This window comes from Enterobacter sp. V89_11 (assembly GCF_029967775.1).
GTDB lineage: Bacteria > Pseudomonadota > Gammaproteobacteria > Enterobacterales > Enterobacteriaceae > Enterobacter > Enterobacter ludwigii.
In genome coordinates this window covers 1-21,642 of record NZ_JASCAN010000003.1, presented here as the reverse complement: position 1 = coordinate 21,642, position 21,642 = coordinate 1, and the positions used below count along the sequence as shown (strand labels likewise).

The 21,642-nt window shown below is 55.6% G+C and carries 26 protein-coding genes; 21 read left to right on the top strand and 5 right to left on the bottom strand.

The genetic code is table 11. From position 1 onward, the window contains the following. Positions 1-5 precede the first annotated feature (5 nt). Both QLG09_RS03040 and QLG09_RS03035 read right to left on the bottom strand, forming a co-directional pair. Positions 6-224, bottom strand: coding sequence for a YheU family protein (locus tag QLG09_RS03040; RefSeq protein WP_282488724.1), 219 nt, complete (start codon positions 222-224; stop codon positions 6-8). After that, positions 221-1,243, bottom strand: coding sequence for a hydrolase (locus tag QLG09_RS03035; RefSeq protein WP_014171925.1), 1,023 nt, complete (start codon positions 1,241-1,243; stop codon positions 221-223). Before QLG09_RS03035 ends, QLG09_RS03040 begins: the two co-directional genes overlap by 4 nt. A gap of 228 nt (positions 1,244-1,471) precedes the next feature. Between QLG09_RS03035 and mdcA the strand changes: the two genes are divergently transcribed. From mdcA to mdcH, 8 genes are all read left to right on the top strand, one after another. Beyond that, positions 1,472-3,127, top strand: coding sequence for a malonate decarboxylase subunit alpha (gene mdcA, locus QLG09_RS03030; protein ID WP_014171924.1), 1,656 nt, complete (start codon positions 1,472-1,474; stop codon positions 3,125-3,127). Next, complete coding sequence (locus tag QLG09_RS03025; protein WP_020884594.1) at positions 3,127-3,984, top strand: triphosphoribosyl-dephospho-CoA synthase; 858 nt, start codon at positions 3,127-3,129, stop codon at positions 3,982-3,984. Before mdcA ends, QLG09_RS03025 begins: the two co-directional genes overlap by 1 nt. A gap of 9 nt (positions 3,985-3,993) precedes the next feature. Then, the gene (gene mdcC, locus QLG09_RS03020; protein WP_020884595.1) at positions 3,994-4,293 is read left to right on the top strand and encodes a malonate decarboxylase acyl carrier protein; all 300 of its coding nucleotides are present in this window, start codon (positions 3,994-3,996) and stop codon (positions 4,291-4,293) included. Next, positions 4,286-5,119 (top strand): biotin-independent malonate decarboxylase subunit beta, encoded by an 834-nt coding sequence (locus tag QLG09_RS03015; RefSeq protein ID WP_014171921.1) that lies wholly within the window; start codon positions 4,286-4,288, stop codon positions 5,117-5,119. The genes mdcC and QLG09_RS03015 overlap by 8 nt, the downstream gene beginning before the upstream one ends. Beyond that, positions 5,119-5,919: a biotin-independent malonate decarboxylase subunit gamma gene (mdcE, locus tag QLG09_RS03010; RefSeq protein WP_032670503.1), complete on the top strand. Its 801-nt coding sequence runs from the start codon at positions 5,119-5,121 to the stop codon at positions 5,917-5,919. The genes QLG09_RS03015 and mdcE overlap by 1 nt, the downstream gene beginning before the upstream one ends. A 122-nt stretch (positions 5,920-6,041) precedes the next feature. Further along, positions 6,042-7,001 carry an AEC family transporter gene (locus QLG09_RS03005; RefSeq protein ID WP_049023801.1) on the top strand — a complete coding sequence of 320 codons (960 nt, stop codon included), beginning with the start codon at positions 6,042-6,044 and terminating at the stop codon, positions 6,999-7,001. Positions 7,002-7,003: 2 nt separating this feature from the next. Further along, positions 7,004-7,621 carry a malonate decarboxylase holo-ACP synthase gene (locus tag QLG09_RS03000; protein ID WP_025202876.1) on the top strand — a complete coding sequence of 206 codons (618 nt, stop codon included), beginning with the start codon at positions 7,004-7,006 and terminating at the stop codon, positions 7,619-7,621. Further along, on the top strand, positions 7,621-8,517 hold the full coding sequence (mdcH, locus tag QLG09_RS02995) for a malonate decarboxylase subunit epsilon (protein WP_049023803.1): 897 nt from the start codon (positions 7,621-7,623) through the stop codon (positions 8,515-8,517). The genes QLG09_RS03000 and mdcH overlap by 1 nt, the downstream gene beginning before the upstream one ends. Here the strand turns inward: mdcH and QLG09_RS02990 are convergent. Both QLG09_RS02990 and QLG09_RS02985 read right to left on the bottom strand, forming a co-directional pair. Further along, positions 8,506-9,456 carry a LysR family transcriptional regulator gene (locus QLG09_RS02990; RefSeq protein ID WP_014171916.1) on the bottom strand — a complete coding sequence of 317 codons (951 nt, stop codon included), beginning with the start codon at positions 9,454-9,456 and terminating at the stop codon, positions 8,506-8,508. The genes mdcH and QLG09_RS02990 overlap by 12 nt on opposite strands. Positions 9,457-9,471: 15 nt before the next feature. Beyond that, the gene (locus QLG09_RS02985) at positions 9,472-11,376 is read right to left on the bottom strand and encodes an ABC transporter ATP-binding protein (protein WP_049023805.1); all 1,905 of its coding nucleotides are present in this window, start codon (positions 11,374-11,376) and stop codon (positions 9,472-9,474) included. A gap of 138 nt (positions 11,377-11,514) precedes the next feature. Here QLG09_RS02985 and kefG point away from each other — a divergent pair, with 138 nt between their 5' ends. From kefG to slyD, 4 genes are all read left to right on the top strand, one after another. Continuing rightward, positions 11,515-12,066: a glutathione-regulated potassium-efflux system ancillary protein KefG gene (gene kefG, locus QLG09_RS02980; RefSeq protein ID WP_020884601.1), complete on the top strand. Its 552-nt coding sequence runs from the start codon at positions 11,515-11,517 to the stop codon at positions 12,064-12,066. Then, on the top strand, positions 12,066-13,871 hold the full coding sequence (gene kefB, locus QLG09_RS02975) for a glutathione-regulated potassium-efflux system protein KefB (protein WP_020884602.1): 1,806 nt from the start codon (positions 12,066-12,068) through the stop codon (positions 13,869-13,871). Before kefG ends, kefB begins: the two co-directional genes overlap by 1 nt. Positions 13,872-13,884: 13 nt before the next feature. Beyond that, positions 13,885-14,085: a YheV family putative zinc ribbon protein gene (locus QLG09_RS02970; RefSeq protein ID WP_013099038.1), complete on the top strand. Its 201-nt coding sequence runs from the start codon at positions 13,885-13,887 to the stop codon at positions 14,083-14,085. 94 nt (positions 14,086-14,179) lie between these two features. After that, on the top strand, positions 14,180-14,770 hold the full coding sequence (gene slyD, locus QLG09_RS02965; RefSeq protein WP_014171912.1) for a peptidylprolyl isomerase: 591 nt from the start codon (positions 14,180-14,182) through the stop codon (positions 14,768-14,770). A 54-nt stretch (positions 14,771-14,824) separates the two neighbouring features. On the opposite strand, the gene QLG09_RS02960 is transcribed toward slyD, so the two are convergent. After that, positions 14,825-15,043: a protein SlyX gene (locus QLG09_RS02960; RefSeq protein WP_020884603.1), complete on the bottom strand. Its 219-nt coding sequence runs from the start codon at positions 15,041-15,043 to the stop codon at positions 14,825-14,827. Between the two features lie 237 nt (positions 15,044-15,280). Between QLG09_RS02960 and fkpA the strand changes: the two genes are divergently transcribed. From fkpA to QLG09_RS02915, 9 genes are all read left to right on the top strand, one after another. Beyond that, positions 15,281-16,102: an FKBP-type peptidyl-prolyl cis-trans isomerase gene (gene fkpA, locus QLG09_RS02955; protein WP_049023808.1), complete on the top strand. Its 822-nt coding sequence runs from the start codon at positions 15,281-15,283 to the stop codon at positions 16,100-16,102. A gap of 166 nt (positions 16,103-16,268) precedes the next feature. Continuing rightward, on the top strand, positions 16,269-16,991 hold the full coding sequence (locus QLG09_RS02950; protein WP_014171909.1) for a transcriptional regulator: 723 nt from the start codon (positions 16,269-16,271) through the stop codon (positions 16,989-16,991). Then, complete coding sequence (gene tusD, locus QLG09_RS02945; RefSeq protein WP_049023810.1) at positions 16,991-17,377, top strand: sulfurtransferase complex subunit TusD; 387 nt, start codon at positions 16,991-16,993, stop codon at positions 17,375-17,377. The genes QLG09_RS02950 and tusD overlap by 1 nt, the downstream gene beginning before the upstream one ends. Then, a complete protein-coding gene (tusC, locus tag QLG09_RS02940) occupies positions 17,377-17,736 on the top strand; it encodes a sulfurtransferase complex subunit TusC (RefSeq protein WP_049023813.1) in 360 nt (119 codons plus the stop codon). Before tusD ends, tusC begins: the two co-directional genes overlap by 1 nt. Before the next feature lie 7 nt (positions 17,737-17,743). After that, entirely contained in the window at positions 17,744-18,031 is a 288-nt protein-coding gene (gene tusB / locus QLG09_RS02935) for a sulfurtransferase complex subunit TusB (protein ID WP_014171906.1), read from the top strand. 124 nt (positions 18,032-18,155) lie between these two features. Beyond that, complete coding sequence (gene rpsL / locus QLG09_RS02930) at positions 18,156-18,530, top strand: 30S ribosomal protein S12 (RefSeq protein WP_000246815.1); 375 nt, start codon at positions 18,156-18,158, stop codon at positions 18,528-18,530. Between the two features lie 96 nt (positions 18,531-18,626). Next, the gene (rpsG, locus tag QLG09_RS02925) at positions 18,627-19,097 is read left to right on the top strand and encodes a 30S ribosomal protein S7 (protein ID WP_003861706.1); all 471 of its coding nucleotides are present in this window, start codon (positions 18,627-18,629) and stop codon (positions 19,095-19,097) included. 96 nt (positions 19,098-19,193) lie between these two features. Continuing rightward, positions 19,194-21,308 (top strand): elongation factor G, encoded by a 2,115-nt coding sequence (gene fusA / locus QLG09_RS02920; protein ID WP_014171904.1) that lies wholly within the window; start codon positions 19,194-19,196, stop codon positions 21,306-21,308. Positions 21,309-21,377: 69 nt separating this feature from the next. Continuing rightward, positions 21,378-21,642 (top strand): GTP-binding protein (locus QLG09_RS02915; RefSeq protein ID WP_000031675.1); only part of this gene is annotated, 265 nt, incomplete at its 3' end.

The following is a 21,642-nucleotide window of genomic DNA, read 5'->3' as shown; positions in this document are numbered from 1 at the left end:
AAAGATCAGCCATGAAACGCGTTGCGGGGAATGATATTGACCGTCTCATGCAGTTCAGACCATACCAGCACCACGTCGCCGCTTTTGAGCTGGCGCTTCACATCGTTGACCTTTTGCTCAAGCGAACGTTCATGTTCACCATAATCGGTACCTTCGCGCAAGACAAAGCTTTCAATCAGATTATCGAGCGTGTCGGGGGAGAGGTCCTGCCACGGAATAATCATTTTGCACCGTCCAGATAAGGGGTAAGCCAGTCAGGAATACGCGACTCCAGCCACATTTTCGGGCGGCGCAACGTTCCACCGATGAACCCCACGTGACCACCATGCTCTGTCAGCTGGTAGTGAACGTTGGCAGGCAAAAATTCCTGCGCGGGGATAGAGTGATGATCCATAAACGGGTCATCTTTGGCATGAATGATAAGCGTCGGTTGCGTGATCTTGCTGAGCAGCGGCATGGCGCTGCACTGACGATAGTAGTCAATCGCATCGGCAAAACCGTGAATTTTGGCGGTGATCAGATCGTCGAATTCGCGGATGCGACGGACCTTTTTCAACTGACGCAGGCTCACCGGCAGCGTATCCGGATAGGCTTTCAGCTTGCGCGCCGCGTTGGCTTTCAGCAGGTTGAGCAGGTAACGCTGATAGACCCGGGAAAAGCCTTTCTCCATATGGTAGCTGCACTGCTCCAGCATAAAGGGCGCGGAGACAATGACGGCCGCGTCCAGCGGCACGGTGTCGCCCTCTTTTGCCAGCAGGCAGGCCAGCATATTGCCACCCAGCGAGTAGCCCACGGCCGCCGTCGGGACGGTACCAAAGTTTTCCCGTAACCAGTGTAAAAACCAGGTGCCGTCTTCGGTTTCACCCGAGTGATAGATGCGCTTCTGGCGATTCGGTTCGCCGCTACAGCCGCGAAAGTGCATCACCACGCCGAGCCAGCCCCGCGCTTTGGCCGCCTGGATGAGCCCGTGTGCATAGGGGCTGTGCAGACTGCCTTCCAGACCGTGAAAAACCACCAGACGCGGCTTGTGGCGCGCCTGTTCTGGCTCTTCGCTCCATGCCAGGTCCAGAAAGTCACCGTCCGGTAAGTCCAGCCGTTGCCAGTGCGGCGTGAACTGAACCTTACGGCGGATGAGTCGCGGCAGCATGGTCTGCAGATGGCAATTGGCCACGCCGCGCATAGGCACGAACTCGGTGCTGTCTTCGGCGATGATGTCGAAGTCTGATGGAATGATTTGGCTCATAACGGCGATGCTAATTCTTGTCAGTTATTTTCTGTTCTTTCCGAATTGTACCCCGTTTAGCCTGGTTTTCCGAAACATGAACTGATCTCGATCACAAATATTTACCTTGATTATTACTCTCAGGCTAATGATTCCGCCCTGCGCTTAATTGATGACTTCCTCGCCACAGCGCACACTTTACTCAACGTTAAGCAAATCATAATGATGTGCTGAATCAGGAGGTTAATAATGTTATCTGGGCAAACACCCACCCGGCAATGGAACACACGACGCACCGAGAAAGCGCGTCGTCTGGCCTCCGTACCGGTGCAGGGCAAGGTACTGCCAACCGGCGATCTTGTCGCCATGCTGGAAAAACTGATCGCGCCTGGCGACAAAGTCGTTCTGGAAGGTAATAACCAGAAGCAGGCCGATTTCCTTTCACGCTCGCTGGCTGAAGTGAACCCGCAAATCGTGCATGACCTGCACATGATTATGCCAAGCGTGGGCCGTAGCGAGCATCTGGATATCTTTGAGAAAGGTATCGCCCGCAAGCTGGACTTCTCCTTCTCCGGTACCCAGAGCCTGCGCATCTCGCAGCTGCTGGAAGATGGTCAGCTCGAAATTGGCGCTATCCATACCTACATAGAACTCTATTCACGTCTGTACGTGGATCTCTCGCCAAACGTGGCGCTGATTGCCGGCTTTAAAGCGGACCGAAAAGGTAATCTTTATACCGGCGCAAGCACCGAAGATACCCCCGCGCTGGTGGAAGCGGCCGCGTTCCATGACGGCATTGTCATCGCACAGGTGAATGAGCTGGTGGACGACGAATGCGACCTGCCGCGCGTTGATATTCCCGGCTCCTGGATTGACTTCGTGGTGGTGGCCGACAAACCGTTCTTTATCGAACCGCTGTTTACCCGCGACCCGCGTCTCATCAAACAGGAACATATCCTGATGGCGATGATGGCCATTAAGGGCATTTATGCGGAACATCAGGTGCAATCCCTGAACCACGGGATTGGTTTCAATACCGCGGCGATTGAACTGCTGCTGCCGACCTACGGTGAACAGCTCGGCCTCAAAGGCAAAATCTGTAAACACTGGACCCTTAACCCGCACCCAACCCTGATCCCGGCGATTGAAAGCGGCTGGGTGGAAAGCGTGCACTGCTTCGGCGGCGAACTGGGGATGGAAGAGTACATTCGTGCACGTCCGGATATCTTCTTTACCGGTGCCGACGGCTCTATGCGTTCCAACCGCGCCTTCTGTCAGCTGGCAGGCCAGTACGCCGTTGATATGTTCATCGGCTCAACCCTGCAGGTCGACGGGTATGCCAACTCCTCAACCGTGACCCGTGGTCGTCTCTCTGGTTTCGGCGGTGCGCCAAACATGGGCCATGACCCGCATGGTCGTCGTCATGCCACCCCGGCCTGGCTGAACATGATCACCGAACCTGATCCGATGCAGCGCGGTAAAAAACTCGTCGTCCAGATGGTGGAAACCTTCCAGGCAGGCGTGAAACCGACCTTTGTGGAAAAACTCGATGCTGTTGACGTTGCGAAAGCGTCCGGGATGCCTCTGGCTCCGGTCATGATCTACGGCGACGACGTTACACATGTGCTGACGGAAGAGGGGATTGCTTACCTCTATCGCGCAGAAAGTCTGGAAGAGCGCCGGGCGATGGTTGCGGCCGTCGCGGGGATCACCGATATCGGTCTGGGCGTCGATGCCAAACGTGTGGCGCAGTTGCGCCAGAGCGGCAAAGTGGTTTACCCGGAAGATATGGGGATTCGCCGCACCGATGCCACCCGTTCTCTGCTGGCAGCAGGCAGCGTGTCAGACCTGGTTGAATGGTCTGGCGGTCTTTACAACCCACCTGCGAAATTCCGGAGCTGGTAATGAAACTTCTGCCCCAGATTCAGGTTGAAGGCGGTGCCGAATGGCTGGCGCGAACCGCCACGCAGTGTCTGATTGACGAAGCACAGTTAAGCCCGAAACCCGGTCTGGTGGACAGTCGGGGGAACGGCGCGCACCACGATCTGTCGCTCGCGTTGATGGAGCGTTCCGCGCGCAGCCTGACCCCCACGTTTCAGGCGCTGGCGCAACACAGCTGGCAGCGTCCGGCGGATATTGCGCTCAGGCAAACCATAGGGCGGCTCGGCCGTGAAGGTGAGCAGCAGATGATGGCGGCTACCGACGGTGTAAATACCCACCGCGGCGCGATTTGGGCGCTGGGGCTGCTGGTCAGTGCCGTGGCGATGCTCGGTGGCGATGCCAGCGCGCAGGCGGTAGCGAATACCGCGGCACAGCTGGCGAAACTGCCCGATGACGCGGCGCCGAAAGTGTTCAGCAAAGGGCTACGCGCCACGCGCCGCTACCGGGTTCCGGGCGCACGTGAAGAGGCCCAGCAGGCATTTCCACACGTGATGCAGCGTGCTCTGCCGCAGCTTCGTCTGAGCCGTCTTAACGGCAGCAGCGAAACGTATGCAAGGCTCGATGCGCTGATGGCCATCATGACGTCGCTTACCGACACCTGCGTGCTGTCGCGCGCCGGGATGGCGGGGCTGGAGGCCATGCAGAACGGTGCGCGTGCGGTGCTGAGCGCCGGAGGATGCGCGACATCCGCAGGCCAGATGGCGCTGGCGAGATTAGACCGCCACATGCTGGCACTCAATGCCTCACCGGGCGGAGCAGCCGACCTGCTTGCCGCCACGCTGTTTCTCGATCGCATCGAAACGCCTTATTCAAAGCATTAAGAGGATGTTATGGAAAAAATCACATTAACCATGCCAGCGAGCCGCGCGTTAAGCGGCAAAGCGCTCGCAGGGGTTGTTGGTTCCGGGGATATGGAGGTGCTGTTTGCCGCCGAACCGGGCCAGACGTTAACCATTGATATCACCACGTCCGTCGACAACAGCCGCGGTCGCTGGGAGGCGTTATTCAACCGCCTGCACACCGTCAGCAGCCTGCCTGCAGGAAAACTGACGATCCACGACTTTGGCGCGACGCCGGGGGTGGCACGCATTCGTATCGAACAGGTTTTTGAAGGGGTGAGCCATGCGTGATGATCGGAGTTTTATTGAATTAAAAGCTCGCCAGCGTGCGCAGGCATTGCTGGACGACGGGAGCTATCGCGAACTGCTGGATCCTTTTGAAGGCATTATCTCCCCGTGGCTGGGGCCGCAGGGCATCGTTCCTCAGGCCGATGACGGCATGGTGGTCGCCAAAGGCACCCTCAACGGCCAGCCTGCGGTAGTGGTGGCGATCGAAGGTGCGTTCCAGGGCGGCAGTATGGGCGAAGTGTCTGGCGCCAAAATGGCGGCCGCGCTGGAGCTGGCGGCAGAAGATAACCGCAACGGGATCCCGACGCAGGCGGTACTGTGTCTCGAAACCGGCGGCGTGCGTCTGCAGGAAGCCAACCTGGGCCTGGCGGCCATTGCCGATATTCATGCGGCAATTGTTGACCTGCGCCGTTACACCCCGGTAGTCGGGATTGTGGCCGGGACCGTGGGCTGCTTCGGTGGGATGTCTATCGCTGCTGCACTGTGCAGCTACCTGATTGTCACCCGCGAAGCGCGTCTCGGTCTGAATGGTCCTCAGGTTATCGAGCAGGAAGCGGGAATTGAAGAGTATGACTCCCGCGACCGTCCGTTTATCTGGAGCATGACCGGTGGCGAAGTCCGCTATGAAAGCGGCCTGGTGGATGCGCTGGTTGGCGATGGCGTGAACGCGGTGAAAGCGGCGATGAACGACGCGATTGCCAAAGGCGTGCCTGCGAAACATCGCACCGATAACTATGACGATTACCTGAACCGTCTGACGAATTTCGACACCCGCAAACAGGCCGATGCCGAACAGATTAAAGCGCTCTTTGCCCGGGAGGTGAAATGATGACTAACTCAGTAAGCCGTGGCGAACTCTGGCTGCAAACACTCGCGCCGAACGCCAGACGCCTGGAGGGTTTATGCCCGTCCGTACAGGCGGCCGATGGTGAACTTAACGGTGAAACGGTACGTTTTGTTGCCGTGGTACCGGATGCCAACAACCACTTCCCGCGTGCGGCGAAAGGGGAAGTCGGTCTGCTGGAAGGCTGGACGCTGGCGAAAGTGGTGAGCGAAACCGTTGCCGCCGATGCCAACAGCGCCGTGAAGCGCCCGATCGTGGCGGTGATTGACGTGCCAAGCCAGGCCTATGGCCGTCGTGAAGAGGCATTTGGTATTCACCAGGCGTTGGCCGGCGCGGCGGCGGCCTATGCTAACGCGCGTCTGGCCGGTCATCCGGTGATTGGGCTTATCGTTGGTAAAGCGATGTCCGGCGCGTTTCTGGCGCACGGGTACCAGGCAAACCGCCTGATTGCCTTTAACGATAAAGGCGTGCTGATCCATGCCATGGGTAAAGAGTCTGCGGCGCGTATTACGCTACGTACCGTGGACGCGCTGGAAAAACTGGCGGCAACGATCCCGCCAATGGCCTATGACATCAGCAACTACGCCACACTGGGGCTGCTTTCCAACCTGCTGGACATCAGCAACCCGGATGCCCCTTCTGAAAACGATCTGACGCAGGTGAAAACCACGCTGCAACAGGCCATCCATGACGCTCGTCAGGACAACACCCTGAAAAACCGTCTCGGTGCTGACAATCGCCGCAGCTCTGCCCTCGTACGCGAACGCATGCGGGCAAGCTGGTAAGTAAAAAGAGACCTGCCAGATGCACTCCCCGCGGACGTAACCGTTACGTCCGCGCGGGAACCTGCATCCTGAAAATAATAATCATCGCGCCAGTGCTTAAACTTTTTTACTACAGGTGAATTATGACTTACGTAATTGTTCATGCTCTTGCACCGATTTTCGTCATCATGCTGCTGGGATTCTGGGCCGGTAAGGCAAAGATGGTCGATAACAAAAATGTCTCCCTGCTCAATATCTTCGTCATGGATTTTGCTTTGCCTGCCGCGCTGTTCAGCGCCACGGTGCAAACCCCGTGGACTGGCATCGTAGCCCAGTCACCGCTGATTCTGGTGCTGACCCTGGCGATGTGGATAACCTACGCGGCCATTTACTTCCTCGCGACCAGCGTCTTTAAAAAATCCCCACAGGATGCCGCCGTGCTTACGCTGACGGTTGCGCTGCCAAACTATGCCGCGCTTGGCTTGCCGATTCTGGGCAGTGTGCTGGGTGAAAGCTCTTCAACCTCACTGTCCGTGGCGGTCTCTATTGCCTGTGGTTCGGTACTGATGACGCCGTTCTGCCTGCTGATTCTGGAACGTGAAAAAGCGCGTGCCGAAGGCAATAACTCCGGTTCAACGCTCTCGATGCTGCCGGTGCTGATGTGGCGCTCGATTAAAAAACCGATTGTGATGGGACCCCTGCTGGGTGTGATTTTGTCTGCAGTCGGCATCAAAATGCCTGAACTTGTTCTGGCCGCCATTAAGCCACTGGGGCTTTCTGCAACGGCTGCCGCGCTGTTCCTGACCGGGGTGATCCTCTCTGCGCGTAAGCTGCAGATCAACACCATGGTGATTACCTCAACCGTAGCCAAGCTGCTGATCCAGCCTGCGATTGCCTGGGGTATCGTTCTGATCTTCGGTCTGCACGGCTCCGTGGCGATCACCGCTATCCTGATGATTGCGCTCTCTGCCGGTTTCTTCGGCGTGGTGTTCGGTAACCGCTTTGGCGTGCAGTCTCCGGATGCGGAAGCGGTGCTGCTGTTAAGCTCGGTACTGTGTATCCTGTCGCTGCCACTGTTTATCTCGCTGACTTCAGGAATGTAATCATGACCACAACATTACGCCCTCACGACCTCATCTGGCTTAACGCGCGTGACGCGCTGGAAGGCATCACTGACGACTGGGTGGATGCGGTATGGCATACCGGTTTACCGGTGGTCGTGCGGCGTGATGTTGATAACGCTGGCCGTATTCCCGTTGGCGTACGCGGTTTACGCCGCGACCAGCGGGCGGCCGGTTGGGTGAAGCCAGAAAACGTCGTGCGGGTGGTCTCACCCGAGGCGTTGAGCGTGACCGCCGATCTTCTGCGTTCACCGTTTGTGACTCAGCCACCGGTTCAGGTGGCATTGCAACTTTCTCAGCAGTCATGGCCGTGGACGTGGGGAATTACGGGCAGCACGGGCTACGCCCTGGCGACCGGTATCCCGGTCATTCATGCCGACAGCGATCTCGATCTGCTGGTGCGAGCCCCTCAGCCTCTGTCGGCTGACGCTTTTCGTGTCTGGGCGTCACAGCTCAGCCGCGCGTTATGTCGGGCAGACACCCAGGTCGACACCCCTGAAGGCGGCTTTGCGCTGACGGAGTGGCTGCGCGACGGCAAAACGTTGCTGAAGACCCGCCGTGGGCCACGTCTGGTGGCGGACCCGTGGCACAGGGAGGAGTGATGAAAATACTGTTTACCTTTCCAGGGCAGGGCACCCAGCATGCCGGTATGCTGCAAAACCTGCCTGGCACGACGCTGGAGCAGGCCCGCGAGGTATTGGGTGGCGAAGTCGATATGCTGGATACCGCGGCAGCGTTAACCCACACGCGAGCCGTTCAGCTTTCGTTGTTAATTGCCGGTGTTGCCTGGGCGCGTGAGCTTGAACAACGCGGCGTGGCACCGGATATCGTCAGCGGTCTGTCTATTGGCGCGTATCCGGCCGCGGTCATTGCCGGTGCGCTGGAATTTGCCGACGCGCTGACGCTGGTCGCGCTGCGTGGCGATCTCATGGAGCAAGCCTATCCGCACGGTTATGGCCTGACCGCGATAATGGGGCTGACCCTGCCTCAGGTTGAAGCGTTGCTGGAAGGCACCGGAACGTATATCGCCAATCTGAACGCGGAAACGCAGATTGTGATCGCCGGCACCGATGAGGGGATGGGGCAGGTGGCGAAACGCGCGCTGGCAAAAGGGGCTAATAAGGCGCATCGGCTGACCGTCAGCGTGCCTTCCCATTGCGAACTGCTGGCGGAGCCGGCGCACAAGCTGGTGGAGGCATTCACATCCGTCACGCTCACACGCCCGCGCTGTGCTTACCTGAGCGGCAGCACAGGACGCGTGCTCTGGACGCCTGAGAAAATCGCGGACGATCTGGCGATGAATATGGCGCGCACGGTGCGCTGGCAGGAAGCGGTGATTTCTGCCAACGAGCGTGAAGCTCGGCTGGCGATTGAAATGCCACCTGGCGGAGTACTGACCTGCCTGACGCGTCAGGCGGCCTGGGAAGGGGAGTCGGTTTCGCTGGAGCGCAGTGGTGTAGACGTGGCGGTACACCTGGCTAAGCGGCTACAGCGGTAGGGTCTGCGCAGGGTCGGTGGCGATACTGCGGGCATACATTCGCCCTTCGGCTGCCAGTGCCCGCAGGCTGGGGTCTTGCTCGCGGTTGCGGGCAAACACAATGGCAATCAACTGCTGCATCTGATACGGCTGGGCCAGCTTCAGTAGCTGTACTGAGTTCTCATACACTTTCTTCATTCTGCCTGGCATGAGCGTAAAGCCCACGCCCGCCTGCACCAGACTCAGCATCGAGAAAATGTCATTTACGCGGGTGACGATTTCCGGTTCGAAACCGGCAATATGAAACGCCTCCTGAAACCCGGCGTAGGTGGCAAACCCTTCCGACAGCGCGACAAACTTCTGGTCTTTGTAATCACGTAAGTCGGCAGGCCCGCTGGTGTTCAGCGTGGCAGAGGCAGGCGCGGCAAGAAAAATGTCGTCATGGAACAGGGGGAGCACTTCCAGACTGTTGCGATCGATATCGCTTTCGGAAATAGAGATGAGGATGGCGTCGAGCAAACCGTCGTCCAGCATACGCAACAGGGTCTCGTTAGAGCCCATCGTCAGGTCCATCTCCAGGTCCGGACGGCGCAGTTTCATCCCCATAATCAGGCGTGGCACGGTTTCCAGCGTCAGCGAGTAGAGCGTGCCGACGCGCAGTCGTCCCTGGCCAACGCCGGCCGTTTTGCGCGCTTCTTCCAGCCCGCGCGCCATTACCTGCATCACTTCCTGACAATATTCCAGCAGCGTCCAGGCCGAAGGCAGCGCAATGAGATTGCGACCTTTATGCGTAAAGAGCGGGCAGCGCACATTTTCTTCGAGAGTATGCAGCGCGCGGTGCACGCTAACGCCGCTCAGGCCAAGCGCTTCGGCGGTACGGGCGATATTGCCCTTCTCCATAAAGGTCATGAAGATGCTGAGTTTACGAAATGTAATGTCGCTCGTGATATCGAAACTCATAACCCTCCCGGGGATTTAGTCGGCCTGCAGCATGGCTTCCAGCTGTTCCTGGGCGTCCAGCCACGCCATCTCGCACGCTTCGAGGCTGGATTTCGTCTTCGCCTGTGTCTGCAGGCAGTCGGTCAGTTCCGCCTTACGGCTCTGGTCATACAGACCGCTGTCGCCCAGCTTCTCTTCAACGGTAGCCAGCAGAGCGTTAAGTTTCTCCATCTCCTTTTCGAGACGGGCAATCTCTTTACGCAGCGGCTGGGTTTGAGTACGCAGTTCCGCTTCACGGCGCTTCTGGTCTTTACGCGCCTGGGCGCTGTTGGCGTTATCTTTCGACGAGTCGTCCGGCTGGTTTTCCTGCTTCTGCACGTCCGTTAGCCACTGCTGATAGTCTTCCAGATCGCCATCGAACGGCTCGACTTTGCCATCGTGCACTAAATAGAGATCGTCCGTTGTGGAGCGGATCAGGTGACGATCGTGCGAGACGACAACCAGCGCGCCTTCAAACTCAATTAACGCTTCGGTCAGCGCCTGACGCATGTCGAGATCGAGGTGGTTTGTAGGTTCATCGAGCAGCAGCAGGTTCGGACGCTGCCAGACGATGAGCGCCAGCACCAGACGCGCTTTCTCGCCGCCGGAGAAACGTTCGGTGTTTTCGGTGACTTTATCGCCCTGGAAGCCAAAGCCGCCAAGGTAATCGCGCAGCTTCTGCTCCATCTCCTGCGGCGCCAGTCGCGCGAGGTGCTGGATGGGCGATTCATCGGCGCGTAAGAATTCCAGCTGATGCTGGGCGAAGTAGCCAAGCTTAATGCCTTTTGCCAGGCCGATCTCGCCGCTGACCGGGTTAAGCTCGCCCGCCAGCAGTTTAATCAGCGTCGATTTACCGGCGCCGTTACGCCCCAGCAGACCAATACGTGAACCCGGCACCAGGTTGAGCTTGATGGAGTCGAGAATAATGCGATCGCCGTAGCCAGCACTCACCTTTTCCATCTTCAGCAGTGGGTTCGGCAGGCTCTCGGGCTCGCGAAAACTGAAGTGGAACGGGTTATCGACGTGCGCCGGGGCGATCATCTCCATGCGTTCCAGCATCTTGATGCGGCTCTGGGCCTGCTTGGCTTTAGACGCTTTTGCCTTGAAGCGGTCAACAAAGCTTTGCAGATGCGCCACGCGCTGCTGCTGGCTTTCGTACATCGCCTGCTGTTGAGCAAGGCGCGTCGCGCGCTGGCGCTCGAATGAGCTGTAGTTGCCGGTGTATTCAAACAGGCTTTGCTGTTCGATATGAACGATTTTATCCACCACCGGGTCGAGGAAGTCGCGGTCGTGGGAGATCAGAATCAGAGTGCCCTGATAGCTCTTGAGCCACTTCTCCAGCCAAATAACCGCATCGAGATCGAGGTGGTTAGTGGGTTCATCAAGCAGCAGCAGGTCGGAACGGCAAATCAGTGCCTGCGCCAGGTTAAGGCGCATACGCCAGCCACCGGAGAAGTCGCTGACGGGGCGTTCAAGCTGTTCGTTGCTGAAACCCAGACCGTGCAGCAGGCTGGAGGCGCGGGAGCGAATGGTCCATGCGTCGATGGCGTCCAGCTTACCGTGGACGGTGGCGATAGCATGACCGTCATTACGCTCGTTGGCGGCGTTCAGTTCAGCTTCCAGCTTACGGTATTCACGATCGCCGTCGATAACATAGTCGAGAGCGGGTTCGCTCAGGGCAGGCGTCTCCTGATTTACCCAGGCAAGCTGCCAGTTGCCCGGATAGGTAAAGTTACCGCCGTCAGCGCTAATCTCGTTTTTCAGCAGCGCAAGCAGGGTCGATTTTCCGCAGCCGTTTTTGCCGACCAGACCCACTTTTTGACCGGGATTGATGGTGGCGGAGGCGTTATCCAGCAGGACGCGCACGCCGCGGCGAATTTGTAACGAGGAGAAAACAATCATAGAAGCGCCGTATGTTCCGACTATGTTAATTTGTCATTATGATAATGTAAGGTGTGGGCCATTTTCCGCACCGGGCCGCCATGGTAGCCCAAAACAACGACGATACACAAAAACAGAAACAGAACCGGGAGGGGAGTGATGTCTCAGACAGCGAAAGTGCTGCTGCTGTATGCCCATCCGGAATCTCAGGACTCGGTGGCAAACCGGGTTCTGCTTAAGCCGGCTACTCAGCTCAGCAATGTGACGGTGCACGATCTCTACGCGCACTATCCTGATTTCTTTATTGATATTCCTTACGAGCAGGAACTGCTGCGTCAGCATGACGTGATTGTGTTCCAGCATCCGCTTTATACCTACAGCTGTCCGGCACTGCTGAAAGAGTGGCTGGACCGTGTGCTGAGCCGGGGGTTCTCCAGCGGGGTGGGGGGCAACCAGCTGGCGGGAAAGTACTGGCGCAGTGTCATTACGACCGGTGAGCCAGAGAGCGCTTACCGCCACGACGGTCTTAACCGTTATCCCATGAGCGATATCCTGCGGCCGTTTGAGCTGACGGCCGCGATGTGCCGCATGCACTGGATGAGCCCGATTATTGTCTACTGGGCGCGTCGCCAGAAGCCTGAAGCGCTGGCGAGCCACGCCAGAGCGTATGGCGATTGGCTGGCATCACCGATTTCGGCGGGAGGTCGCTAATGGAAGGATCGAATTTACTCCTGGCCGGCGTGCTGTTTTTATTTGCCGCAGTGGTGGCGGTTCCGCTGGCCGCCCGGCTGGGCATTGGCGCGGTGCTGGGCTACCTGCTGGCCGGGATCGCCATTGGCCCCTGGGGGCTGGGGTTCATCAGCGATGTGGATGAAATTCTCCACTTCTCTGAACTGGGCGTAGTGTTCCTGATGTTCATCATTGGCCTCGAACTGAACCCGTCAAAACTGTGGCAGCTCCGGCGATCGATATTTGGCGTGGGGGCGGCGCAGGTCTTGTTCAGTGCCGCGATTCTGGCCGGGCTGTTAATGCTGACCAACTTCTCGTGGCAGGCGGCGGTGATCGGCGGAATAGGTCTTGCGATGTCGTCGACAGCGATGGCGCTACAGTTAATGCGTGACAAAGGGATGAACCGCAACGAGGCAGGACAGCTGGGCTTTTCGGTACTGCTGTTTCAGGACCTGGCCGTGATCCCGGCGCTGGCACTGGTGCCGTTACTGGCAGGCTCCGGTGACGATCATTTTGACTGGGTCAAAATCTCCATGAAGGTGCTGGCCTTCGCCGGCATGCTGATTGGCGGACGTTTCCTGCTGCGTCCTGTGTTTCGTTTTATTGCCGCCTCTGGCGTGCGCGAGGTGTTTACTGCCGCGACGCTGCTGCTGGTGCTGGGCTCGGCATTGTTTATGGACGCGCTGGGGCTGTCGATGGCGCTCGGTACGTTTATCGCCGGGGTGCTCCTTGCTGAAAGCGAATATCGTCACGAACTGGAAACGGCTATCGATCCGTTTAAAGGGCTGCTGTTAGGGTTGTTCTTTATTTCGGTGGGAATGGCGCTCAACCTGGGCGTGCTCTATACCCATTTGCTGTGGGTGGTGATGAGCGTTGTTGTGCTGGTGGCGGTAAAAACGCTGGTGCTGTACGTCATGGCACGGATATACGGGCTGCGCAGTTCCGAGCGCATGCAGTTTGCCAGCGTCTTAAGTCAGGGCGGAGAGTTCGCGTTCGTGCTGTTTTCCACCGCCTCCTCCCAGAAGCTGTTTAAAGACGATCAGATGGCGCTGTTGCTGGTGACGGTCACGCTGTCGATGATGACCACCCCGCTGCTCATCAGGCTGGTGGATAAGCTGCTCTCACGGCGTTTAAATCCGACAGAGGATGAAGATGAGATGCCGTGGGTGGAGGATGATAAGCCGCAGGTGATTGTGGTGGGCTTTGGCCGCTTTGGGCAGGTGATTGGACGTCTGCTGATGGCGAACAAAATGCGCATTACGGTACTGGAGCGCGATATCAGCGCGGTGAACCTGATGCGTAAATACGGCTACAAGGTTTACTACGGCGACGCGACCCAGCTCGAACTGTTGCGTTCAGCGGGAGCAGAAGCGGCAGAATCCATCGTGATTACCTGCAACGATCCGGAAGATACGATGAAGCTGGTGGAACTGTGCCAGCAGCATTTCCCGCATCTGCATATTCTGGCGCGTGCGCGTGGACGTGTTGAAGCGCACGAACTGCTGCAGGCAGGTGTGAAGCACTTCTCCCGTGAGACATTTTCCAGTGCGCTGGAGTTGGGACGTAAAGCGCTGATTTCGCTGGGCATGCATCCTCATCAGGCTCAGCGGGCCCAGATGCATTTTCGCCGGCTGGACATGCGAATGCTGCGCGAATTAATGCCGGTACACTCTGATACGGCGCAGATCTCCCGCGTGCGGGAAGCGCGTCGCGAGCTGGAAGAAATTTTCCAGCGAGAGATGCAACAGGAACGACGCCAGCTCGATGGCTGGGATGAATTTGAATAAAGGGTAACGAAAGATGGCTGTACGTAAACGCTTTATTGCGGGCGCAAAATGCCCGAGCTGCCAGGCGCAAGATACGCTGGCGATGTGGCGGGAAAATAATATTGATGTCGTAGAGTGTGTTAAGTGCGGCCATCAGATGCGCGAGGCGGATAAAGAAGCCCGCGATCATGTTCGCAAAGAAGAGCAAGTTATCGGGATTTTTCATCCGGACTAGCGATATGCCCTGAGTTTTTTTAAGCTAAAGGGTACACGGGTGCAGATTTCCGCTACAATCTGCGCCAGCAATTTTCCCTTGCTCAGGAGATATCATGAAAGTAGCAAAAGACCTGGTGGTCAGCCTGGCCTACCAGGTACGTACAGAAGACGGTGTGTTGGTTGATGAGTCTCCGGTGAGTGCGCCGCTTGACTACCTGCATGGTCACGGTTCCCTGATTTCCGGCCTGGAAAACGCGCTGGAAGGTCACGACGTTGGCGACAAATTCGACGTTGCTGTTGGCGCGAACGACGCTTACGGTCAGTACGACGACAACCTGGTGCAGCGCGTTCCTAAAGACGTGTTCATGGGCGTTGACGAACTGCAGGTTGGCATGCGCTTCCTGGCGGAAACTGACCAGGGTCCGGTTCCTGTTGAAATCACTGAAGTGGAAGACGACCACGTTGTGGTTGACGGCAACCACATGCTGGCTGGCCAGAACCTGAAATTCAACGTAGAAGTTGTTGCGATCCGTGAAGCGACCGAAGAAGAACTGGCTCATGGCCACGTTCACGGTGCGCACGGTCACGACCATGACCACGATCACGGTCACGACGGCTGCTGCGGTGGTCACGGCCACGATCACGACCATGGTCACGACCACGGTAAAGGTGGTTGCGGTAACGGCGGCTGCGGTTGCCACTAATTCCGTTATGCGGAAAATAAAAAAGCGGGATAATAATCCCGCTTTTTTTACGCCTCAATAATGAGGTGGTGGCGTCTCTTCTGACTGAGAGGCAATATGTGACGGCTGTGTGGCCTTCAGTTTGTCCGTCAGAAGGCGCATGAGATCCCGCAGTTTCGCCATTTCCAGTTCATGTGCGGTCACGGTCTGGTTTAGCTCTTCGATGGTGATGTCCTGAAAAGCCAGGCGGCTTTCCAGCTCAGCCATTCTCGCTTCTAACATTGTGTCCTTCATCATTCACCTCGTTGTATCTCATTAACCACAATCGGCCAGCGGCGGCGAAGTTTAACTGAGTTTATCCTTAAGTTCAGTATCTATCCCCTTGGCAAGAAACTTATTTAAACAAAAATAGTCTGAAAAGTGGCGAGAATCGGGAGAGTCTGTCTGTAGATTTCTTCCGCAACGTTTTATAGTACGTAACTCATTTACGTTTAACGCTGGGGTGAGAGTCCCCAGGCCCTGGAGATATGGATGAAATCACTGTTTAAAGTAACGCTGCTGGCGACGACGATGGCTGTTGCGCTGAACGCGCCGCTGTCCTTCGCTGCTGATACTGCTGCGAAGCCTGCTGCAACTGCAGACAGCAAAGTGGCGTTCAAAAATGACGACCAGAAATCCGCCTACGCACTTGGCGCATCTCTGGGTCGTTACATGGAAAACTCTCTGAAAGAACAAGAGAAACTGGGCATTAAACTGGACAAAGCTCAGCTGATCGCGGGCGTTCAGGACGCATTTGCAGATAAGAGCAAACTGTCTGACCAGGAAATTGAACAGACTCTGCAGGCGTTCGAAGCACGTGTGAAAGGTGCCGCTCAGACTAAGATGGAAGCGGATGCAAAAGACAACGAAGCGAAAGGCAAAGCCTACCGCGATACCTTTGCTAAAGAGAAGGGCGTGAAAACCTCCTCTACGGGTCTGGTGTACAAAGTTGAGAAAGAAGGTACCGGTGATGCGCCTAAAGACAGCGATACTGTCGTGGTTAACTACAAAGGTACGCTGATCGACGGTAAAGAGTTCGATAACTCTTACACCCGTGGTGAGCCTCTCTCCTTCCGTCTGGATGGTGTGATCCCAGGCTGGACTGAAGGTCTGAAAAACATCAAGAAAGGCGGCAAGATCAAACTGGTTATTCCACCGGATCTGGCATATGGCAAAACCGGCGTTCCAGGTATCCCTGCTAACTCTACCCTGGTCTTTGACGTAGAGCTGCTGGACATCAAACCAGCGCCGAAAGCTGATGCGAAACCAGAAGCGCAGGCAGAACAGAAAGCTGCGACAGACGCGAAGAAGTAATGGAATGAAAACCGCCGCCTTTAAGGCGGCGGTTTTTTTTATTGTGGGGCAGATATAATTAACACTGGAAAGCGTTATGCACGCTGTATTAATTTAGTTGTCCGTGTAGATAATGAGCCTGCCCTGAAAACCTAACGACAGGCTCCTGAAAAGGAGTGTTTTTTTCATGTCCAGGTCGCTTTTAACCAACGAAACCAGTGAACTTGATTTACTGGATCAACGTCCTTTCGACCAGACCGACTTCGATATTCTGAAATCCTACGAGGCGGTAGTGGACGGGTTAGCGATGCTCATTGGGTCCCACTGCGAAATCGTATTGCACTCCCTGCAAGATCTTAAGTGTTCCGCCATCCGCATTGCTAATGGTGAGCATACTGGCCGTAAAATTGGTTCGCCAATCACCGACCTTGCATTGCGTATGCTGCATGACATGACCGGCGCGGACAGCAGCGTCTCCAAATGTTATTTCACCCGTGCCAAAAGCGGCGTACTGATGAAATCAGAAACCATCGCGATTCGAAATCGCGAGCATCGCGTGATCGGTCTGTTGTGCATCAACATGAACCTTGATGTGCCGTTCTCGCAAATCATGAGCACTTTCATACCGCCTGAAACACCGGACGTTGGCTCCTCAGTTAACTTTGCCTCCTCGGTTGAAGATCTGGTGACGCAGACGCTTGAGTTCACTATCGAAGAGGTGAATGCCGATCGCAACGTATCGAACAACGCCAAGAATCGTCAGATCGTGCTGAATCTCTATGAGAAAGGGATTTTTGACATCAAAGACGCCATTAACCAGGTGGCCGATCGCCTGAACATTTCCAAGCATACGGTCTACCTCTACATCCGCCAGTTCAAAAGCGGTGATTTCCAGGGGCAAGACAAGTAATGCGTTTTTCGCTGATGGTGACAGGCCCGGCGTATGGTACTCAGCAGGCCAGCAGCGCGCTGCAGTTTGCGCATACGTTACTGGCTGCCGGACATGAGCTGGTGAGCGTCTTCTTTTATCGGGAAGGGGTGTATAACGCCAACCAGTTTACCTCACCGGCCAGCGATGAATTTGATCTGGTGCGCGCCTGGCAGACGCTGAACGAGACAAGGGGGGTTGCGCTGCATATCTGCGTGGCGGCAGCCCTGCGTCGCGGCGTGACCGATGCCACCGAAGCTGAACGTCTTGGCTTGCCAGGGGCCAACCTGCAGCCGGGGTTTACATTGAGCGGTCTGGGCGCACTGGCACAGGCTGCGTTAACCTGCGACAGAGTGGTGCAATTCTGATGAAACGCGTGGCGTTTGTTTTTTCATCTGCTCCGCACGGTAGTGCGTCCGGCAGAGAAGGGCTGGATGCGTTGCTCGCAACATCAGCGCTGACCGAAGACATCGGTGTCTTCTTTTTAGGGGATGGCGTGTTTCAGCTTCTGGCAGGCCAGCAGCCGCAGGCTATTCTGGCGCGGGATTACATCGCGACCTTTAAAGTGCTGCCGCTTTACGACATTGAAACCTTTTTTGTCTGCGCTGATTCTCTGGCTGCGCGCGGTCTGCGCGATAAGACGTCTTTCGTGCTGGATGTCACACTCCTCCCGGCCGACGCGCTGCGCGACCAACTTTCCCATTACGACACTGTTCTGAATTTCTGAGGCTGACATGCTCCATACCCTGAGCCGTTCACCGTGGCATTGTGATATCGACGCATTACTGAGCATGCTGCGCGAAGGTGATGACCTGCTGCTGATTCAGGATGGCGTACTGGCTGCGCTTGAAGGGAGTCGTTTCGTTGAAATTCTCAGCAATGCCCCCATATCCGTCTCTGCGCTGAAAGACGATCTTGAGGCGCGAGGTCTTTCTGGTCAAATTTCAGCCAAAATTGACGTGGTTGGCTATACTGATTTCGTCAATCTTACTGTGACGCACGCCAGTCAAATGAACTGGTGATCCGAGATCGCTGTATATTTCTTGACACCTTTTCGACGTAGCCCTAAAATTTCGCGTCCTCATATTGTATGAGGTCGTTTTATTACGTGTTTACGAAGCAAAAGCTAAAACCAGGAGCTATTTAATGGCAACAGTTAACCAGCTGGTACGCAAACCACGTGCGCGCAAAGTTGCAAAAAGCAACGTGCCTGCACTGGAAGCCTGCCCGCAGAAACGTGGCGTATGTACTCGTGTATATACCACCACTCCTAAAAAACCAAACTCCGCACTGCGTAAAGTATGCCGTGTGCGTTTGACTAACGGTTTCGAAGTGACTTCCTACATCGGTGGTGAAGGTCACAACCTGCAGGAGCACTCCGTGATCCTGATCCGTGGCGGTCGTGTTAAAGACCTTCCGGGTGTTCGTTACCACACCGTTCGTGGTGCGCTGGACTGCTCAGGTGTTAAAGACCGTAAGCAGGCTCGCTCCAAGTACGGCGTGAAGCGTCCTAAGGCTTAATGGTTCTCCGTTAAGTAAGGCCAAACTGATTTATCTTAATGTCAAACTAAACTCGTAGAGTTTTGGACAATCCTGAATTAACAACGGAGTATTCCCATGCCACGTCGTCGCGTCATTGGTCAGCGTAAAATTCTTCCAGATCCGAAATTCGGATCAGAACTGCTGGCAAAATTTGTAAATATCCTGATGGTAGATGGTAAAAAATCTACTGCAGAAGCAATCGTATACAGCGCGCTGGAGACCCTGGCTCAGCGCTCTGGTAAAAATGAACTGGAAGCTTTCGAAGTCGCTCTCGACAACGTGCGCCCGACTGTAGAAGTTAAGTCTCGCCGCGTTGGTGGTTCTACTTATCAGGTTCCAGTTGAAGTTCGTCCGGTTCGTCGTAATGCTCTGGCAATGCGTTGGATCGTTGAAGCTGCTCGTAAACGCGGTGATAAATCCATGGCTCTGCGTCTGGCGAACGAACTTTCTGATGCTGCAGAAAACAAAGGTACTGCAGTTAAGAAACGTGAAGACGTTCACCGTATGGCAGAAGCCAACAAGGCGTTCGCACACTACCGTTGGTAATCCCTTCGGAGTATTAGTCACCAGGCGGGCGCTTCAGCGAAGCTGCCCGTCCTGGGTTACTTAACTGAACGCCTAAAGAAACAAACGAGGAATCAAATGGCTCGTACAACACCCATCGCACGTTACCGTAACATTGGTATCAGTGCGCACATCGACGCCGGTAAGACCACTACTACCGAACGTATTCTGTTCTACACCGGTGTAAACCATAAAATCGGTGAAGTTCATGACGGCGCAGCCACCATGGACTGGATGGAACAGGAGCAGGAGCGTGGTATTACTATCACCTCCGCAGCGACTACTGCATTCTGGTCAGGTATGGCTAAGCAGTACGAACCGCATCGCGTTAACATCATCGACACCCCAGGGCACGTTGACTTCACCATCGAAGTAGAACGTTCCATGCGTGTTCTTGACGGCGCGGTAATGGTTTATTGCGCAGTTGGTGGTGTTCAGCCACAGTCTGAGACCGTATGGCGTCAGGCGAACAAATATAAAGTTCCACGCATCGCGTTCGTTAACAAAATGGACCGTATGGGTGCTAACTTCCTGAAAGTTGTTGGTCAGATCAAATCCCGTCTGGGCGCGAACCCTGTTCCGCTGCAGCTGGCAATTGGTGCTGAAGAAGGCTTCACTGGCGTTATCGACCTGGTGAAAATGAAAGCCATCAACTGGAACGATGCAGACCAGGGCGTTACCTTCGAATACGAAGATATCCCAGCTGAGATGCAGGACCTGGCTGACGAATGGCACCAGAACCTGATCGAATCCGCTGCTGAAGCTTCTGAAGAGCTGATGGAGAAATACCTGGGTGGTGAAGAACTGACTGAAGAAGAGATCAAAAAAGCTCTGCGTCAGCGTGTTCTGAACAACGAAATCATCCTGGTAACCTGTGGTTCTGCATTCAAGAACAAAGGTGTTCAGGCGATGCTGGATGCGGTAATTGATTACCTGCCATCCCCGGTTGACGTTCCTGCGATCAACGGCATCCTGGACGACGGTAAAGATACTCCGGCTGAACGTCACGCAAGCGACGAAGAGCCGTTCTCTGCACTGGCGTTCAAAATTGCTACCGACCCATTCGTGGGTAACCTGACCTTCTTCCGCGTTTACTCTGGTGTGGTTAACTCCGGTGACACCATCCTGAACTCCGTGAAAACGGCGCGTGAACGTTTTGGCCGTATCGTACAGATGCACGCTAACAAACGTGAAGAGATCAAAGAAGTTCGTGCGGGCGACATCGCTGCAGCAATCGGTCTGAAAGACGTGACTACTGGTGACACCCTGTGTGACCCGGATCACCCGATCATTCTGGAGCGTATGGAATTCCCTGAGCCGGTAATCTCCATCGCGGTTGAACCAAAAACCAAAGCTGACCAGGAAAAAATGGGTCTGGCTCTGGGCCGTCTGGCGAAAGAAGACCCATCATTCCGCGTATGGACTGATGAAGAATCTAACCAGACCATCATCGCTGGTATGGGTGAACTGCACCTGGACATCATCGTTGACCGTATGAAGCGTGAATTCAACGTTGAAGCGAACGTGGGTAAACCTCAGGTTGCTTACCGCGAAGCGATTCGTGCGAAAGTTACCGATGTTGAAGGTAAACACGCTAAGCAGTCTGGTGGTCGCGGTCAGTACGGTCACGTTGTGATCGACATGTACCCACTGGAGCCGGGCTCTAACCCTAAAGGTTACGAGTTCATCAACGACATCAAAGGTGGTGTAATTCCTGGCGAATACATCCCAGCCGTTGATAAAGGTATCCAGGAACAGCTGAAAGCGGGCCCTCTGGCTGGCTATCCGGTTGTTGACATGGGTGTCCGTCTGCACTTCGGTTCTTACCACGACGTTGACTCCTCTGAACTGGCGTTTAAACTGGCTGCGTCTATTGCCTTTAAAGAAGGCTTTAAGAAAGCAAAACCAGTTCTGCTTGAGCCAATCATGAAGGTTGAAGTAGAGACTCCTGAAGAGAACACCGGTGACGTTATCGGTGACTTGAGCCGTCGTCGCGGTATGCTGCGCGGTCAGGAATCCGAAGTAACTGGCGTTAAGATCCATGCTGAAGTTCCGCTGTCTGAAATGTTCGGATATGCAACTCAGCTGCGTTCTCTGACCAAAGGTCGTGCATCATACACCATGGAATTCCTGAAGTATGATGATGCGCCTAACAACGTTGCTCAGGCCGTTATCGAAGCCCGTGGTAAGTAATCCACAGGATTAAAACCTAAGTCCCGTGCTCTCTCCGAAGGGGAGAGCACTATAGTAAGGAATATAGCCGTGTCTAAAGAAAAATTTGAACGTACAAAACCGCACGTCAACGTTGGTACTATCGGCCACGTTGACCATGGTAAAACTACCCTGACCGCTGCAATCACTACCGTACTGGCTAAAACCTACGGCGGTGCTGCTCGTGCATTCGACCAGATCGATAACGCACCAGAAGAAAAAGCGCGTGGTATCACCATCAACACCTCTCACGTTGAATATGACACCCCGACTCGCCACTACGCACACGTAGACTGCCCAGGCCACGCCGACTATG

Bases quoted from the DNA above. Each gene is read 5' to 3' on its own strand.
- QLG09_RS03040 (WP_282488724.1), bottom strand. From the start codon at position 224: ATGATTATTCCGTGGCAGGACCTCTCCCCCGACACGCTCGATAATCTG.
- QLG09_RS03035 (WP_014171925.1), bottom strand. From the start codon at position 1,243: ATGAGCCAAATCATTCCATCAGACTTCGACATCATCGCCGAAGACAGC.
- mdcA (WP_014171924.1), top strand. From the start codon at position 1,472: ATGTTATCTGGGCAAACACCCACCCGGCAATGGAACACACGACGCACC.
- QLG09_RS03025 (WP_020884594.1), top strand. From the start codon at position 3,127: ATGAAACTTCTGCCCCAGATTCAGGTTGAAGGCGGTGCCGAATGGCTG.
- mdcC (WP_020884595.1), top strand. From the start codon at position 3,994: ATGGAAAAAATCACATTAACCATGCCAGCGAGCCGCGCGTTAAGCGGC.
- QLG09_RS03015 (WP_014171921.1), top strand. From the start codon at position 4,286: ATGCGTGATGATCGGAGTTTTATTGAATTAAAAGCTCGCCAGCGTGCG.
- mdcE (WP_032670503.1), top strand. From the start codon at position 5,119: ATGACTAACTCAGTAAGCCGTGGCGAACTCTGGCTGCAAACACTCGCG.
- QLG09_RS03005 (WP_049023801.1), top strand. From the start codon at position 6,042: ATGACTTACGTAATTGTTCATGCTCTTGCACCGATTTTCGTCATCATG.
- QLG09_RS03000 (WP_025202876.1), top strand. From the start codon at position 7,004: ATGACCACAACATTACGCCCTCACGACCTCATCTGGCTTAACGCGCGT.
- mdcH (WP_049023803.1), top strand. From the start codon at position 7,621: ATGAAAATACTGTTTACCTTTCCAGGGCAGGGCACCCAGCATGCCGGT.
- QLG09_RS02990 (WP_014171916.1), bottom strand. From the start codon at position 9,456: ATGAGTTTCGATATCACGAGCGACATTACATTTCGTAAACTCAGCATC.
- QLG09_RS02985 (WP_049023805.1), bottom strand. From the start codon at position 11,376: ATGATTGTTTTCTCCTCGTTACAAATTCGCCGCGGCGTGCGCGTCCTG.
- kefG (WP_020884601.1), top strand. From the start codon at position 11,515: ATGTCTCAGACAGCGAAAGTGCTGCTGCTGTATGCCCATCCGGAATCT.
- kefB (WP_020884602.1), top strand. From the start codon at position 12,066: ATGGAAGGATCGAATTTACTCCTGGCCGGCGTGCTGTTTTTATTTGCC.
- QLG09_RS02970 (WP_013099038.1), top strand. From the start codon at position 13,885: ATGGCTGTACGTAAACGCTTTATTGCGGGCGCAAAATGCCCGAGCTGC.
- slyD (WP_014171912.1), top strand. From the start codon at position 14,180: ATGAAAGTAGCAAAAGACCTGGTGGTCAGCCTGGCCTACCAGGTACGT.
- QLG09_RS02960 (WP_020884603.1), bottom strand. From the start codon at position 15,043: ATGAAGGACACAATGTTAGAAGCGAGAATGGCTGAGCTGGAAAGCCGC.
- fkpA (WP_049023808.1), top strand. From the start codon at position 15,281: ATGAAATCACTGTTTAAAGTAACGCTGCTGGCGACGACGATGGCTGTT.
- QLG09_RS02950 (WP_014171909.1), top strand. From the start codon at position 16,269: ATGTCCAGGTCGCTTTTAACCAACGAAACCAGTGAACTTGATTTACTG.
- tusD (WP_049023810.1), top strand. From the start codon at position 16,991: ATGCGTTTTTCGCTGATGGTGACAGGCCCGGCGTATGGTACTCAGCAG.
- tusC (WP_049023813.1), top strand. From the start codon at position 17,377: ATGAAACGCGTGGCGTTTGTTTTTTCATCTGCTCCGCACGGTAGTGCG.
- tusB (WP_014171906.1), top strand. From the start codon at position 17,744: ATGCTCCATACCCTGAGCCGTTCACCGTGGCATTGTGATATCGACGCA.
- rpsL (WP_000246815.1), top strand. From the start codon at position 18,156: ATGGCAACAGTTAACCAGCTGGTACGCAAACCACGTGCGCGCAAAGTT.
- rpsG (WP_003861706.1), top strand. From the start codon at position 18,627: ATGCCACGTCGTCGCGTCATTGGTCAGCGTAAAATTCTTCCAGATCCG.
- fusA (WP_014171904.1), top strand. From the start codon at position 19,194: ATGGCTCGTACAACACCCATCGCACGTTACCGTAACATTGGTATCAGT.